The organism is Clostridium tetanomorphum (genome assembly GCF_017873215.1).
Taxonomy (GTDB): domain Bacteria; phylum Bacillota; class Clostridia; order Clostridiales; family Clostridiaceae; genus Clostridium_AO; species Clostridium_AO tetanomorphum.
The window spans coordinates 54,623-70,967 of the sequence record NZ_JAGGKA010000023.1 but is presented as its reverse complement, the minus strand read 5'-3'; the positions used below and the strand labels follow the sequence as shown (position 1 = coordinate 70,967).

Annotated in this window: 17 protein-coding genes; 5 read left to right on the top strand and 12 right to left on the bottom strand. The window is 26.7% G+C overall.

The genetic code is table 11. From position 1 onward, the window contains the following. Positions 1–224: 224 nt before the first annotated feature. Together J2Z24_RS18150 and J2Z24_RS18145 are read right to left on the bottom strand one after the other, a co-directional pair. On the bottom strand, positions 225–629 hold the full coding sequence (locus J2Z24_RS18150) for a hypothetical protein (RefSeq protein WP_035148825.1): 405 nt from the start codon (positions 627–629) through the stop codon (positions 225–227). A gap of 155 nt (positions 630–784) precedes the next feature. Beyond that, the gene (locus J2Z24_RS18145) at positions 785–1,696 is read right to left on the bottom strand and encodes a metal ABC transporter substrate-binding protein (RefSeq protein ID WP_035148824.1); all 912 of its coding nucleotides are present in this window, start codon (positions 1,694–1,696) and stop codon (positions 785–787) included. Positions 1,697–1,859: 163 nt separating this feature from the next. On the opposite strand from J2Z24_RS18145, the gene J2Z24_RS18140 reads away from it, so the two are divergent. The 3 genes from J2Z24_RS18140 (at position 1,860) to perR (ending at position 3,873) form a co-directional block, all read left to right on the top strand. Then, positions 1,860–2,516, top strand: a complete 657-nt coding sequence (locus tag J2Z24_RS18140; RefSeq protein WP_035148823.1) for a metal ABC transporter ATP-binding protein — start codon at positions 1,860–1,862, stop codon at positions 2,514–2,516. Between the two features lie 70 nt (positions 2,517–2,586). After that, positions 2,587–3,375, top strand: a complete 789-nt coding sequence (locus J2Z24_RS18135; RefSeq protein ID WP_035148822.1) for a metal ABC transporter permease — start codon at positions 2,587–2,589, stop codon at positions 3,373–3,375. Positions 3,376–3,456: 81 nt separating this feature from the next. Further along, entirely contained in the window at positions 3,457–3,873 is a 417-nt protein-coding gene (gene perR / locus J2Z24_RS18130) for a transcriptional regulator PerR (RefSeq protein WP_035148821.1), read from the top strand. A gap of 40 nt (positions 3,874–3,913) precedes the next feature. On the opposite strand, the gene J2Z24_RS18125 is transcribed toward perR, so the two are convergent. Beyond that, on the bottom strand, positions 3,914–5,158 hold the full coding sequence (locus J2Z24_RS18125) for an ABC transporter substrate-binding protein (protein WP_051593312.1): 1,245 nt from the start codon (positions 5,156–5,158) through the stop codon (positions 3,914–3,916). A gap of 107 nt (positions 5,159–5,265) precedes the next feature. Here J2Z24_RS18125 and J2Z24_RS18120 point away from each other — a divergent pair, with 107 nt between their 5' ends. Continuing rightward, positions 5,266–6,177 (top strand): FG-GAP repeat domain-containing protein, encoded by a 912-nt coding sequence (locus J2Z24_RS18120; protein ID WP_035148820.1) that lies wholly within the window; start codon positions 5,266–5,268, stop codon positions 6,175–6,177. A 237-nt stretch (positions 6,178–6,414) separates the two neighbouring features. Here the strand turns inward: J2Z24_RS18120 and J2Z24_RS18115 are convergent, their stop codons facing one another. Further along, positions 6,415–7,368, bottom strand: coding sequence for a helix-turn-helix transcriptional regulator (locus tag J2Z24_RS18115; RefSeq protein WP_035148819.1), 954 nt, complete (start codon positions 7,366–7,368; stop codon positions 6,415–6,417). A gap of 192 nt (positions 7,369–7,560) precedes the next feature. Here J2Z24_RS18115 and J2Z24_RS18110 point away from each other — a divergent pair, with 192 nt between their 5' ends. After that, positions 7,561–7,941: a bactofilin family protein gene (locus J2Z24_RS18110; protein ID WP_051593311.1), complete on the top strand. Its 381-nt coding sequence runs from the start codon at positions 7,561–7,563 to the stop codon at positions 7,939–7,941. A gap of 47 nt (positions 7,942–7,988) precedes the next feature. Here J2Z24_RS18110 and J2Z24_RS18105 read toward each other — a convergent pair whose 3' ends face one another. The 8 genes from J2Z24_RS18105 to clpX all read right to left on the bottom strand — a co-directional run bounded on the left by J2Z24_RS18105 (position 7,989) and on the right by clpX (position 16,331). Next, positions 7,989–8,324 carry a hypothetical protein gene (locus J2Z24_RS18105; protein ID WP_111947459.1) on the bottom strand — a complete coding sequence of 112 codons (336 nt, stop codon included), beginning with the start codon at positions 8,322–8,324 and terminating at the stop codon, positions 7,989–7,991. Between the two features lie 65 nt (positions 8,325–8,389). Next, on the bottom strand, positions 8,390–8,620 hold the full coding sequence (locus tag J2Z24_RS18100) for a hypothetical protein (protein WP_035148817.1): 231 nt from the start codon (positions 8,618–8,620) through the stop codon (positions 8,390–8,392). A 42-nt stretch (positions 8,621–8,662) separates the two neighbouring features. Then, complete coding sequence (locus J2Z24_RS21685) at positions 8,663–9,082, bottom strand: hypothetical protein (protein WP_051593309.1); 420 nt, start codon at positions 9,080–9,082, stop codon at positions 8,663–8,665. 138 nt (positions 9,083–9,220) lie between these two features. Continuing rightward, positions 9,221–9,943: a CPBP family intramembrane glutamic endopeptidase gene (locus tag J2Z24_RS18090; protein WP_051593308.1), complete on the bottom strand. Its 723-nt coding sequence runs from the start codon at positions 9,941–9,943 to the stop codon at positions 9,221–9,223. A gap of 106 nt (positions 9,944–10,049) precedes the next feature. Continuing rightward, positions 10,050–10,646 carry a ribosome biogenesis GTP-binding protein YihA/YsxC gene (gene yihA / locus J2Z24_RS18085; protein ID WP_035148814.1) on the bottom strand — a complete coding sequence of 199 codons (597 nt, stop codon included), beginning with the start codon at positions 10,644–10,646 and terminating at the stop codon, positions 10,050–10,052. Between the two features lie 15 nt (positions 10,647–10,661). Next, the gene (gene lon / locus J2Z24_RS18080; protein WP_035148813.1) at positions 10,662–12,983 is read right to left on the bottom strand and encodes an endopeptidase La; all 2,322 of its coding nucleotides are present in this window, start codon (positions 12,981–12,983) and stop codon (positions 10,662–10,664) included. A 225-nt stretch (positions 12,984–13,208) separates the two neighbouring features. Continuing rightward, complete coding sequence (gene lonB, locus J2Z24_RS18075; protein ID WP_035148812.1) at positions 13,209–14,909, bottom strand: ATP-dependent protease LonB; 1,701 nt, start codon at positions 14,907–14,909, stop codon at positions 13,209–13,211. A 132-nt stretch (positions 14,910–15,041) separates the two neighbouring features. Next, on the bottom strand, positions 15,042–16,331 hold the full coding sequence (gene clpX, locus J2Z24_RS18070; protein WP_035148811.1) for an ATP-dependent Clp protease ATP-binding subunit ClpX: 1,290 nt from the start codon (positions 16,329–16,331) through the stop codon (positions 15,042–15,044). Between the last annotated feature and the right edge of the window lie 14 nt (positions 16,332–16,345).

The window sequence follows — 16,345 nt, the reverse complement described above, 5'->3', positions numbered from 1 at the left end:
AAACATATCCACATACTGTACATACAAATTTTTTCATTTTTAAATTCCTCCCATTTCCAAATCATTTATTTATTTTTAAATTATTTAACTTCATCTGACAATAACTATTATATAATAATTATTATTGTTTTGCAATAGTTTTTTAAAATTTTTTAATTAAAAAGTTATAATTATGTATAATTGTAACTTTCTAATTAAAAAAGACAGGAATAAATTCCTGTCTTTTATCCAACAAATAAAGGTATAAAATCATCATCATAACTTTCAAGCATATAATATTCGTACCTTTTATTTCCCATTAGCTTAAAAATTATCTCTTCCTTTTTATATCCTTCTTTATAAACTTTATGACTTCTAATTATTTTTTTCATTTTACTTTTATTTATATGAAGTAATTCTTCTAATTCCTTTAATGTATAAAAATCTTTAAAAAGAATTCTTTCTAAATTTTCCTGCATTTGAAGCTTATATTCAATATCTAATTTACAATCTTTATGCGGTCCATTATTTCCCCTATGGTGCTCTTCACATAAATATTTATAATTTAAAGGAAAGTCAATTCCTCCCTGCCATCTATTAACTACATGATGTATTTCAGCTTCCTTGCCACATACTTCACATTTAGCCAATAAATTCACTCCTTTTATATCAGTTTATATCAGTATACTATATTTTAATTATACTACTTTTTATAAAAATTCTAAAATCCTTTTTTTACTACTTAAAATATTTATATGTAATTACACCTTATTAATTCTTGTTTTTAATCTTTTATACACATAGTTTACTTTAAACTTTCATATACAGCCTTTATATTTTCTTCCATGCTCTGAATATAATTTTTATTTTCTTCTTTTGATTCCATAGTATATATTGTTTTTACTTTAGCATTTACTTCTTTGGCTAAAGTTTCAGAAACTTTAGGACTTGCCATTTCCTCTACAAAAATTGTTTTCACATTATTTCTTTTACAATATTCAACTAACTCTTTCATCTTTTTAGGGGTAGGTTCTCCTTCTGCAAAAACTCCCTCTACACTGTTTTGCTTTAATCCAAAATCTCTACAGAAATATGCAAAAGCTGCATGTCCTGTTACAAAACTTTTATTATTTAAAGAAGAAAACTTATTTTTATATTCCTGTAATAATGTACTCAACTTATTCTTAAATTCTTTATAGTTATTTTCATATACTTCTTTATTGGTTGGATCAGCCTTAATTAAAGCTTCTTTTATATTGTTTCCTTGAACTATAGCTGTACTCAAGCCAAGCCATGTGTGGGGGTCATATTCACTATAATTATGTTCTTCATCTTTAGTAGTTTTTATTCCCTGACAGCCTTTGGAAGCCTCTACAAGAACTAAATTTTTATTATCTATATTTTCTACAGTTTTATCAATCCAATTTTCCATACCAAATCCATTATAAATGAAAATATCTGAATTATTCAAAACCAAAAGATCTTTAGCCTTTGGTTCGAAATCATGTGGTTCAGTACCTTCTGGTATTATAACTTTAACATCAACTTTATCTTTACCTATATACTCTACAAATTCTCTTAAAGGATTAAAACTAACTACTACATTTAATTTTGAATCATTGGATTTGTTATTTAAAATCTTTTTATTATTAGCACATCCTGAAAAAGTAAAAAAACTCATTAGTAATAATAAGTACATAATATATACTTTTTTCATATATTCACTTCCCCTCAGTATTTATTGCAAATCATTTGCATCTCCATTTATAATATTATTAATTATTATCAAAGTCAAGAGACTTTGATAATAATGTTGCAAATAATTTGCAAGTAGGTATATAATGTTTAGGTAATGATGTTAATTGGAGGTTTATAAAGTAATGATAAAAATTAAAAATTTAAGTTTTTCTTATACAGGGGATGAACCTTATATTATAGATGATATTAACTTAAATATAGAAAAAGGATCTTATACTTCAATAATTGGTGAAAATGGAAGTTGTAAAAGCACTTTGATAAAACTAATGTTGAATTTATTAAAGCCTTACAAAGGTAATATATATTTAAATACTAATAAAATAGGATATGTTCCTCAAAGAATGGATAGCTTTAATTCTCAATTTCCTATAACTGTTAATGAAATTTTAAAATGTCATATGCGCATATTAAAAATTAAAGACAATAACATAGTAAACGAAAGTTTACAAAATCTAGGTATGTTAGATTTTAAACATAGCCTTATTGGAAATCTATCTGGCGGTCAACAACAAAAAATTTTTATAGGTAGAGCATTGTTAGGAAATCCTGATTTATTAATTTTAGACGAACCTTCTACTGGAGTAGATATTAAAAGCCAGAAAGAAATATATTCTTTTATAAAAAATTTAAATAAAAATAAGGGACTTACTGTCATATCTGTTGAGCATAATATAGAAGCAGCTATTAAAAACTCTTCTCAGATTATAAAAATGAAAGATGGTAAAGCTTTATTATGTTCTATAAATAATTTTAAAGAAAGTATTGCTGCAACAACCTAAAAAATTCAGTTGATACATTTATATTCAAGAACATTCTGCTTTTTTACAATATATATTTAAGGAGGGAAATATGTTTACATATACCTTTATTCAAAATGCACTTATAGCTGCAGTATTTATTTCTATACTTTGTCCTTCTGTAGGTACTTTTCTCGTACTAAAAAGATATTCAATGATGGGTGACGCTCTATCTCATGCTTCCTTCGCTGGAGTAGCGCTAGGATTAATTTTAGATGTAAATCCTATAATATGTGCTTTTATATTTACATCCCTATGTGCACTACTTATTGAATATTTACGAAATTATTATAAAAGATTCTCTGAGATAATTTTAGTAATAGTTATGACTTTAAGTGTAGGTGTGGCTATAACTTTAATAAGTACAGGTAAAACTAAATCAAATGTAAATTCATACTTATTCGGAAGTATATTAACAGTTTCAAAGACTGACTTATATGTAATGCTAATCTTAAGCATAATATCTATAATACTAATATATATACTTTTTAATAAATTACTTTATGTAACATTTGATGAATGTGGTGCCCATGTGGTAGGTATAAATATAAATTTGATAAATTATATTTTTGCACTATTAGTTGGTGCAACTGTATCTTTATCTATTAGAATAATGGGCATACTAGTAATATCATCTATGATAGCTGTTCCTGTAGCTACAGCACTTCAACTTAATAAAGGGTTTAAAGCTACTTTTTTTTATTCAATTTTGTTTGGATTTATAGATATAATTTTAGGATTACTAATTTCTTTTTACATAGATTGTGCTCCTGGAGGAACTATAGCAATTACTTCTGTTATAATTCTTTTATCCTTATTAATATATAAGAAAATTAAATAATTACTTTTATTTAAAAAGAATTGACGTTTAATAGTTTTTCTTATATAATATATGTGATTATATAAAAAAAGGATGGTGTATATGAATAATATTACTGCTATATTTAAAGAGAAAAAATTAAAGCTTACACCTCAACGTATTGCAGTATATAGATATCTTAAATCAACGAAGGAACACCCTTCTGCCGAAGTAATTTACAAAGCACTACAACCTGAATATCCTACAATGAGTTTAGCTACAGTTTATAAAGCTTTAAAAACTTTAGTTGAAGTAAATCTTATTCAGGAAATAAATGTAGGCGAAGGTAATTTTAGATATGACGGAAATATTTGTCCACATTCACATATTCAGTGTCTTCAATGCGGAAGAGTAGACGATGTAGAAGATATCTGTTTCGAAGACTTAAATAAAAAAATATCTTCTCACACTGACTATGAAGTTCTTACAAACCAAGTATATTTCTATGGAATATGCAAAGAATGCAAAAAAAATAATTAATAAAAATACAGCAGTTTAAAAACTGCTGTATTTTTATTAATTATTTATATTTGAAAACCTCTTCCACTATATTATGCCATTCCTTACCATTATAACTTCCAGATAATATGTTTTGTATTTTAGATGACATTGCAATATAAAATTTTTCTGGAATATTATACATAAATAAAATACTATTTTCATTACTTTCACTTAAATGCTTAGATATAATTTTCCCTATTCCTTTTAATTTATCATTAACCTTTTTACTTCCTGTTATAAATCCTTTTTCTAATAATTTTTTTTGAGTTTTATCATCAAAAGTGAATTTTATAAAGTCATTTACTTCTTCTCCTCTTTCACTATTAATTGGTACACATAATAATGTATTTACTATTACAGGTACATTCCCTTTAAATGATGCTATTGAATTATAGTCTTCTACTAGACCTATGTGCTTTTCATTTAATTCCTTGTAATAATATGATATAGTTACTATGATAGGTATATCTCCGTTAACAAATTTTTTTATCGTATTTTCATTTCCTATTTCAAAAGTATTTTTGCTTATTATTCCTTTTTTATACAAACTTTGTATACTATCAAATATACTTTGAAATTCTTTTTTTCCCTTATAGGCCTCCTTAGAACCATTATACATATTATCAATGTTATATATATTCTTCTTATTGCTCATTATAAGTGCAGATATAGCATTATTTATATCTATATCGTCTGTTAAAACCACTGGTACTTTTACTGAATTTTTATTTATACTTTTTAATACATCTTCGATATATTTTATATTAGTTGGTTCTTTAATATTTAGTTTGTTTATCATTTCCTTATTATATGCAATTTCTATGGTATATGGAATTAATCCAATTCCATAGAATTTATCAGAATATCTCCCATAAGAATTTATTACATTGTAATATCTATCATTAAGTTTATTCTTATCATAATAGGAAGCTAAATCACTTAATAAACCTTTTTTCTGCAATTCTATCATTTTATTTCTGGAAGTAAATATTATATCTCCTGCATTTCCTTTTGAAATATCTTCTAGTGTATTTGAACCCATAGCATTATTAATTATTATATTAGTTTTAGGATTTTCTTTTTTATATTCATCCATAATAAATTTTATTATATTTAATGAATGTGTATCCTTTATGTCTACATATATGCTTAATTTTTTCTCTTTATTTGAAGCTTCATCTTTTTTATTACAAGCTGTAAGGTTAAACATAATTATTAATATTATAATAAAAGTAATATATTTCTTATATTTCATCCTAGTCATAATTATCACCCCTAAATATATTAATATTTATTTTATTTTGTACAAATTAAATTAAATATATAATTACTTTTACTTACCATTCATATAATTAATCTGAGGTGATATAAATGTTTTATAAGTTTTTAAATAAAAGGAAAAAATTATTTTTTTATATGTTTTTATTTATTTTTATTATCTCCTTTACTCTTTATTTATACTCTCAGTCTTCTGAAAATACTTTTAGCAAAATCTCCTATAATACCCTAAAAAGAATTGATTTAAATGGTGATAAAAAAAATGACATTCTTTACATAAAAGTTCATAATGATAATTATTATATTCAAGCTAGCGTAAACAATCATAACTTTTCTCTACAACCAGAAAAATCAGTTAAATCTTTAGGAAAAGCACAAAGTAATCCTATACAAATATATTTTAATGATTTAAACAATGATAATAAATTAGAGATATTTACTCAATCCTTTTATGGTAAAGAACCTATCCAACATGTGTTCTTATTTACTGATAGTGGATTTAAAGATATTTTTTGTAGTTCAAATAATGTATTAGGCTTTATAAATTTAAATAAAACTTTACCAAAGTTCATAACAGGTAAATTTGAAAATGAATTTTATTTTAAATCATATGTACTATTAGAAAATAAATTAAATGAATTAAGCTATTATCCCAAGGAGGATTTCATTGGAAAAAAAGCTATAACAGAATTTATTAAAATAATGGAAAGTATATCTTCTATTAAAAAAAATAATTTCAGAAAATTATGTCATGAAAATATAAGTGGAAAAAGCATTGAAAATATAAATAAAATATTAGATGAATTTGATATGTATATATATAATAATTCTAATTTTATGGCAAAAAATATATCAAAAGATAACATAGAAACTACATGGGTTATAGATTTTAAAGGAATTTCTTTTAACAATAATGTATCAAATAACTGTTCAATAGAATTAAAATTGAGAAAAAGTAAGGATAACTTAAATAAGTTTAAAATATATTCAATAAAAGAAATTTAACTCTTTGAGAGAGTAGATAGATTTATTTTTACATAAATCTATCTACTGTCCCAAATTTTTTATAATACTTCTTTTTATATAATAAAAAGGGACCGTTTTACGGTCCCAAGGGGGATGGGGGGTTCTAGCACATTAAATAAAGTTATATAACTCCATTTAGTGCTTTGGAGATATATATCTCCAATTACATTTATTATGTTATCCACTTTAAATCTTTTTATTCATTTTATTATAATTTTATTGATATATATCTACTAATTTTTTAATCTCTGATTTTACCTGATTTTTTAAAGAAATAGGTTCTATTACCTCTGCCTCTCCTCCAAAACCTAATATCCAAGTTTTTATATCTTCTAAATTCTCTACATAAATTTTAAGTAGTACACTGCCATCATCCAATTTTTCTATTTGTTGATTATTACTCCATTTATTCTTTAAAATGAACTCAGATACATTTTTACTAAATTTGATTTTTATTAATTCCTCTTCTCCATTGAAATCTCCCCAAAAATTTGATAAATACTCTCCAAGTGAGAAATCTCTAGGCTTTATGTATATATCGTTTACAACATCAACACTTTTTATTCTTGATAATTTATATCCTCTTACCTTATCTTCAATATGAGAATATGCTACTATGTACCAATCACCATTTCTAAAAATAAGATTATATGGAGCAATTGTCTGTTCAGTTGAAATATTTTTATTATGTGAAAAATATTCTATACTTAGAGACCTTCCTTTCTCCATAGAATAATTTATTTTATCAATCTTTTCTTCTAACTTTAACTCATTAGCTATATTATAGATTTTAAAACTAGTTTTATCTATTTTTTCAGCTAACTCTTTATCATCATTTACACATATACTTTTTATTTTAGATACTGCATTTCTCAAATCTTTTTTAAAAGGAAAGCTACTATCTTCTAAATTTTTTTCTACAGCTATCAGCGATTGTAACTCCTCAAAGCTTAATTTAGGAGGCTTCATATAGAAAGATTCATCTATATAAAATCCTCCATATCTTCCCTTTTTCGTATGTACAGGTATATTAGCTAAATTTAAGTTATTTATATATCTATATATAGTTTTTTTGTCCACTTGTAAAACATCTGCTAATTCAGATGCTGTGGTCAATTTTTTATATTGTAATGTTATTAACATTTCTATTAAATGTGCTACTTTTGACATATTATTTATACCTCCTAAGTATCTATCTTTACTTTTATCGTGTTTTTTTATATAAATTTTAGTAAAATTTTATATAAATTTAAAATTTAGATTTTATCATTCCTTTTAATAAATATAAACATTTTTTAGTACTAAATGTTTACATCCATAAATATATTTATCTTAAGATACATATAAAGGGAGGTTTATTATATGTTCAATTCTTCTGACAAAGAAAAGGATAAAAATATAAACAACATAGAAACTTTGATTGGCGATGGATGCAGCATAATAGGATCTTTAAAAGGTGAAAATCTTTTAAAAATTGATGGGTATTTAGAAGGTAATATAATATGGAAAGATGATATTATATTGGGTTCTACTGGATATTGTAAAGGTGATATATCTTGTAAAAATGCTTATGTAAGCGGTAAGGTAGAAGGGAATATATCTTGTGAAGGAATTTTAACTATTGAAAACTATGGAAAAATAACAGGAGATATAAATATCAAAAATATAATTATTAAAGATGGGGGAGTTTTTGAAGGACGATGCAGTATTGTAAGCTCTGAAGAAATATATGAATTGGAATAATTTATGCTAAAATAATAGAAAGACTTAAGTCTTTCTATTTATATAAATTATTTTGTTAGTATTCTTCCTATAGAATAAAGTTGAATTAATCTATCTATCATAGCGCCTCTTTCCGCATTAACCATAGGTTTTAAAGCATATAAAAGCTGTAGAGTCTTGTCTGAATTATTTAAATTATTGTTTAGATTATTATTTAGATTACTTTCTATATTATTTCCTTCATTGTTATTTCCTAAATTAAAATTAGCCAATAATGAAGATAATTGTTCTTTATCTATATTATTTATCATTTCCATTAAATCATTATTCATATTGTTATTCATATTGTTATTGTTATTATCATCTATGTTCCTATGTTTTCTATGTTTTCTTTTTTTAGACATCATATCCCTCCTTCTTAGTTATGGATATTTATTAGCAAGGAGGGCATATGCCCTCCTCATTGTTTCTAGTATCTACATCTGCCATAATCATATCCGCCACAACATAAGTTGAAGTTTCCACAACAGCATAAGAAGTATAATGCTATAATAAACAATAAACTATTATCTATTATACACTTATTGTCGTGTGAATGATCATTACATCTATTATTAAAGCAGTTAAATTGTAGAACTATTAATATTAATATTAACAGACCATTTCCGCTTCCTCTTGTTGGACAATATCTTCTTGACATGCTAAACCCCCCTTTCTTCTGGGCAATGGTTTTATTTGTAACCTACTCCTCTTCCACTGTTCTTAAATTATCATTATCTAAGCTAATTATGCTGTTATCACAGCATCCTTTTGTTCCTTTGCATGAGCATAATACCAATATTGCGATTACTATGATAAATATGAAGCAGTCATCAAAGCACCCACATCCGTAGCCGCCATATCCTCCATATCCTCCATATCCACCGTAACCACAGCCACAGCCACAGTATTTTTTATGATGTTTTCGATGTTTTCTCTCACAACAACAACAATCACCATAACCGCCTCCATAGCCATAGCCATATCCGCCACATCCACAGCCTAATATTATAAGCAACAATATGACCCATATGCCTAGATTGCTAAATGGAGTTGTTGAAGTTTTTAAAGATGTAGTGTTATCTCCGGATAAAAATCCATTCACCAGGCTGTTGAAATCCACTTTACTTCCTCCTTTCAGAAGATTCACTTATTTCTTTTGTGTTTCTAATATATACTATTCTTATTTTTTTATTTTGACACATAAAAAAAGATAAAAATAATTGACTTTCTTAATCATTTATTTTTATCTATAATATATTTAAATATTTATAATTCCTAACTTTCCAAAAAGCAATACAAAAGTTGATATGGAGTTAAATATACTATGATTAATCACAGCATACCAATATCCCTTTTTATTAATTAAAAAACAATTAAATAATCCTATCCAAAATATAGCTGGAAATGATTTTATATTAAAATGAACTATACTAAATATTAAACTAGTTATAAAAGCTGATAAATATATACCTACTTTATCTTTGAATACTTTCTCAAAAAGTAACCATCTAAAAATAAATTCCTCTACTACTGGTGCAAATATAATTGTTACAGGCATCATTATAATGAACTTTTTCAAGGGCAACTTTGCCATAATAGTAACTATTTCTTGTTCCTTTAAAGGCACTTTAAAAACTGAAAAAAAACTTAATGCTAAAGTAGCTATAATTAACGTAAGCATATATGAAAATATAGAATACTTTAAAGCCTTTATAAAGTTTAAATCTTTAAATCCAAAATTGTATTTATAGTAATCATCATAGAGCTCAATATCATATTTCAAATATCTAATACAAATTAAAATTAATATAAATGGCAATAGATTTTGTGTAAATATACTAAATGCAATATATAAAATACTTATTACTAATAAGGTTATTTTTTTTCTGCTTTTATTCAAAGATAACTTCCAAAATACTAATAATGGTAAGAAATATATTAATATATATACTATAAAATCTTTTATTAAATTAATCTTCATATTCAATAACCACCCCATATATATTATAATTTATAAAGTCCATATATAAAATATATGGCATGTAGTGCGTATAAAAGTACTACATGCCTTTAATTTTATATATATACTATTCTTCAGTTTTTTGTAAATAACCAGAAATATTATCCAAAAGTTCTTCTTTTCCTCTCTTTTTCAAAGTGGAATAAAATATTAGCTTTTCTTCCTTATCCATACCTAAAGTTTCTCTTATAAGTTTTTCACTCTTAAATAGCTCACTTCTATTTAACTTATCACTTTTAGTAGCTACCACTACTGAATCATATCCATAATGTTTTATCCAATTGTACATGGTAATATCATCTTCAGTAGGTTTATGTCTACAATCTACAAGTAATATTATTTTTTTTAATTGAGGTCTATTTAAAAGGTAATTTTCTATCGTCTTACTCCAACTTAACTTTTCCTGTTTTGATACCTTTGCATAACCATATCCAGGTAAATCAACAAAACAAAAGCTATTATTAATAAGAAAAAAATTAATTAATTTTGTTTTACCTGGAGTAGAACTAACTTTAACTAATTTTCTTCTATTGGTCAAATTATTTATTAAAGAAGATTTACCTACATTAGATCTTCCTACAAAAGCTATCTCTATTAAATCACTTTCAGGATATTGATCTGGAGTTACAGCAGACTTTACAAATTCAGCTTGTTTTATCTCCATTTTTATCTCTCCAACTTATTTATTTGTTATCAAAGCAGTATCCAATACTTCATCTATATTTTGAACAATTATAAATCTCATTTTGTTCTTTATTGATTTTGGTATCTTTGTTAAATCTTTTTCATTGTCTTTTGGAATAATAACTGTATCTATTCCTGCCCTAAATGCAGCTAATGTTTTCTCTTTTAGTCCTCCTATTGGAAGTACTCTTCCTGTTAATGTTATTTCCCCTGTCATTGCTACATTATGTTTCACTTTTTTTCCACTTAATGCAGATACCATAGCTGTGGTCATTGTTATTCCCGCTGAAGGTCCATCTTTTGGCACTGCACCTTCTGGAACATGTATATGTACATCTTTATTCTTATAGAACTCAGGACTAATATCATATTTATTAGCATTAGCTCTAACATAACTATAACCAGTTTTAGCTGATTCTTTCATTACATCTCCCAATTGACCTGTTAATTCTAATTTCCCTGAACCAGCCATAACAGTTACTTCTATTGGAAGAGTATCACCACCATATCCGGTCCAAGCCATTCCCATAACTACTCCAACTTGATCTACAGTATTGGCCTTATCATAAGTATATATAACTGGTCCCAAATATTTTTTTATATTATTTACTGTTATATTTAGCTTCTTCTTATCCTTTTCTACCATTTCCGCAATAGCTTTTCTTATAAGAGATGCTATTTTTCTTTCTAAATTTCTAACTCCAGATTCTCTAGTATAACTATCTATAATAAAATGTATTGCAGAATCTGAAATATCTATCACTCCATGTTCCACATTGTGTTCAGTCAATTTTTTAGGTATAAGATGTTCTTTAGCTATGTGAAATTTTTCTTCTGTTGTATATCCTGATACTTCTATAACTTCCATTCTATCCATTAAAGGTCTTGGAATAGTATGTAAAGTATTTGCAGTTGTTATAAATAGTACATCTGATAAATCAAAATCTAATTCTAAATAATGATCCCTAAAAGTACTATTTTGTTCACTATCTAAAACCTCTAATAAGGCATCTGCAGGATCTCCTCTAAAATCATTACTCATTTTATCTATTTCATCTAATAGAAACAATGGATTTTTAGATTTTGCTTGCTTCAATCCATATATTATTCTACCTGGAATAGCTCCTACATATGTCTTCCTATGTCCTCTTATTTCAGCTTCATCTCTCACTCCACCTAAAGACATTCTAACAAAATTTCTATTTAGTGCATGAGCAATAGATTTAGCAATAGAAGTTTTTCCAACCCCTGGTGGACCTACAAGACATAATATAGGACCTCTCAATGAATTGCTCATTTTCTTTACAGCCAAGAATTCAATTATCCTATTTTTTACATCTTCTAATCCATAATGCTCTTTTTTTAATATTTCTCTTGCTCTTTTTATGTCTAAATTGTCTTCTGTTTTACCATTCCAAGGTAAATCTAAAATCCAATCTAAGTAAGTTCTTATAACTCCACCTTCTGCAGAATATGAACCACTATTTTTTAATCTGTCTAATTCATAAAGAGCTTTATCTTTTACAGACTTAGGAAACTTTGCCTTATTTATCTTATTTTTATATCTATTTATTTCTTTCTTATCCTCATCCTCTTCTCCTAACTCTTCCTGTATTGCTTTCAATTGCTCCCTTAAATAATATTCTTTTTGTACTTTATCTATCTTATTTTTAACCTTTATTCCTATTTTTCGTTCAATCTTTAATACATCTAGCTCATTATTTAAAATAATTAGTAGTTTTTCTAATCTTTCAGATACATCATATGCTTCTAAAAGCTCTTGTTTTTTATCTTGTTTTAATATTAAATAAGAACTTACTATATCTGAGAATCTTCCTGGATTTTCTATATCATCTAAGTTAAGTAATGTTTCTGTAGGAATATTACCAGATAATTTTATGTATTCGTCAAATGCTTTCCTTACTGAACGTAATAGAGCTTCGCATTTATTATTTTGTACACATTCTATATCTCTTAGTTCCTCTATCTGAACTTTAAAATACGGTTCTTTTTGCAATACTTCTTCAATACTTGCTCTACTTTCCCCTTCTACTAAAACTCTTACTGTATCTCCTGGTAACTTTAATATTTGCTTTATATTACAAATAGTTCCCATTTTAAATATATCATTTTCTTCTGGTTCTTCTACTTTTGCTTCTTTTTGAGTAGCTAAAAAAATTTCCTGTCCATTAAGCATAGCTTCTTCTAATGCCAAAATAGACTTTTCCCTTCCTACATCAAAATGCATAACCATATAAGGAAATATAGTAATACCCCTAAGAGGAATTAGAGGAAGAACTTTTAATTTATTTTCCATATTTCTCCCCTCACTTTATATTTGGATTAACTATATAACATATTGAAATTTTGTTTTTTTTGTATAGTTAGACTAATATATTATAACCATAAAAGAAATTTTTTTCAATTCTAAAATAACAATAATTACATAAATTATAATTTCATAAATTGATTCTTAACTTAAAATAAAGTTTACTTAGTTGGATAAATAGTATATCTCCTTTCTTGTGAAAGGAGATATAGATTATCCACTAACAGAATTTCCTGGATTATTTAATGAATCTGCCGATAATATGTCTGTACTTATTTGCATAGAATTGTGCTTTGAAATATTTTTTTCTTGCACTAAAGCCTCTTTTATAACTTCTTTTACATTTTTTACTGCTATTATCTTTGCTTCTGTTATATCGGAAAAATTTTCCTGCCAATTATCATAAGGTATTAGTACTTTTTTAGCACCAGCTTTTATAGCTGCTTGTATCTTGCTATTTATTCCTCCTACTGGCTTTACTTCTCCATATAAAGATATTTCGCCAGTCATAGCTACTTCATTATCTACAAAAACTTCTTTTACTGCACTATATATAGCAGTAGCTATACTAATTCCAGCTGATGGTCCATCTACTGGAACTCCACCTGGAAAATTTACATGTATATGATATTCGTCTAAATTTAGATTAAATACATTTTGAAGAGCAGTTGTTACATTTTCTACAGAACATTTAGCAGTACTCTTTCTCCTTACTTTCCTATCATAAGAGCTTATTTGCTCTTCCTCTACAATTCCTGTTACATTTATGCTTCCTTTTCTTGAGCTACTTTTTATTGCTGTAACTTCTATTTCCATAACTGTTCCCATATTAGCTCCATAAACTGCTAAACCATTAACATATCCAATTCTAGGCGTATTATAAATTTTTATCTCTGGTCTTGGTGAATAATGACCATTTTCAATTATCCATTCCACATCACACACATTTATTTCGTCTCTTTTATCATTTAGTGCAATTCCTGATGCTAACTGGACAAGATTAACAGCATCTCTACCATTGTTAGAATATTTACCTATAGTTTTACATGCTTTTTCTTCTAATTTAAATCCAATTTTATTAGCAGCATTTTTAGCTATACTTTCTATTTCCTCTGGTAAAAGAGACCTAAAAAATACTTCTACACACCTAGAACGTAATGCTGGAGCAATTTCTTCTGGATTCCTTGTAGTTGCTCCTACTAATCTAAAATCTGCTGGTAATCCATTTTCAAATATGTCTCTTATATAAGTTGGCATATTAGGATCTGATGAATTATAGTACGCACTATCTAAAAATACTTTTCTATCTTCTAAAACCTTTAATAGCTTATTCATTTCAATGGGATGTAATTCTCCTATTTCATCAATAAACAAAACACCTCCATGAGCTTTAGTTACAGCTCCAGGTTTAGGTTGTGGAATGCCAGCTATTCCTAAAGGTCCTGCTCCTTGATAAATAGGATCATGTACTGATCCTATTAGTGGATCTGCTATGCCCCTATCATCAAATCTTATAGTAGTTGCATCTATTTCTACAAATTTAGCAGCTTTTTTAAAAGGAGAGTATTCTTTAATTTTAGCATCCTGTAATACTAATCTAGCTGCAGCTGTTTTCCCAACCCCTGGTGGCCCATAGATTATTACATGCTGTGGATTAGGACCACACAAGGCTGCCTGTAATGCCTTAATTCCTTTTTCTTGCCCTATTACCTCATCAAAAGAAGTTGGTCTACTTCTTTCAGTTAATGGTTCAGAAAGCTTTATATTTCTTAACTTTTTTAAATTATCCATTTCTTTTCTACTTTCTTTATCAATTACTATTTTATTTGTCTGTTGCCCTTTTAATGCATTGAAAAAATATAATCCCATAATTATGGTAAAAATAAACTGGACTAAAACAAGCATATTGGTCATATAACCTATCCTCCCATTTTTATAATTAAACTCATTTTCTATTATGTACAATTTTCCTTTTCTATATTCTTTAATAAAAAAAAGAATAGAAACTATTAGTTTCTATTCCATTAAATAATTATATTTTACTTTTTATGCTGTTTCAGGTCCTTTTTTTGCTCTTGATTTTTTTACTTTCAAAGGTGATCTTACACCTTCTTCTAATTTAATCATTTCAGGTTCTTTATTTACCAAAGTATCCTTATTTATTATAACTTTAGTTATACTTTCTTCTGATGGTATGTCAAACATTATGTCTTTCATTATATCTTCAATTATAGCTCTTAATCCCCTTGCTCCAGTATTTCTCTTAATAGCTTCCTCGGCAATAGCTTCTAAAGCCTCATACTTAAATTCAAGCTCTACATTATCCATTTCAAACAGTTTTTTATACTGTTTTACAAGAGCATTTTTAGGCTGACTTAAAATATTAACTAATGCACTTCTATCTAATGCTGATAAAGTAACTATTATAGGAAGTCTTCCAATAAACTCTGGAATTAATCCAAATTTTAAAAGATCTCCTGGCATTATGTCCTTTAATAATTTTCCTAAGTCCTGTTCTTTTTTAGATTTAACATCTGCTCCAAAGCCTAGGGAACTATTAGTTGTTCTTCTTTCTATAATTTTATCAATTCCATCAAAAGCTCCACCACAAATAAACAATATGTTACTAGTATTTATCTGTATAAATTCTTGATGAGGATGCTTTCTTCCACCCTGTGGCGGTACTGATGCTATAGTACCTTCTAATATTTTAAGAAGTGCTTGCTGAACTCCTTCACCAGATACATCTCTTGTTATAGAAGGATTCTCTGATTTTCTAGCTATTTTATCTATTTCATCTATATAAATAATGCCTTTTTCTGCTTTCTCTATATCATAATCTGCATTTTGTATAAGCTTTAAAAGAATATTTTCAACATCTTCTCCTACATATCCTGCCTCTGTTAAAGTAGTTGCATCTGCAATAGCAAAAGGAACATTTAAGAACTTTGCTAAGGTCTGAGCAAGTAAAGTTTTTCCTGAACCTGTAGGACCTAATAAAAGTATATTACTTTTTTGAAGTTCTACATCATCATTCAAATTATTAGAATTTATTCTTTTATAATGGTTATAAACTGCTACTGATAAAGACTTTTTAGCATCATCTTGACCTATTACATATTGATCTAAATAACTTTTAATTTCAACTGGCTTAGGTAGTGAGCCCATTTCTACATGAACATCTTCTTCAAACTCGTCACTTATTATTTCAGAACAAAGTTCGATACATTCATCACAAATATATACTCCTGGACCTGCTATAAGTCTTCTTACCTGATCTTGAGTTTTACCACAAAACGAACATTTTAACTGTTTTTTATCATCAATTTTGGCCATATCTTCACCTCACA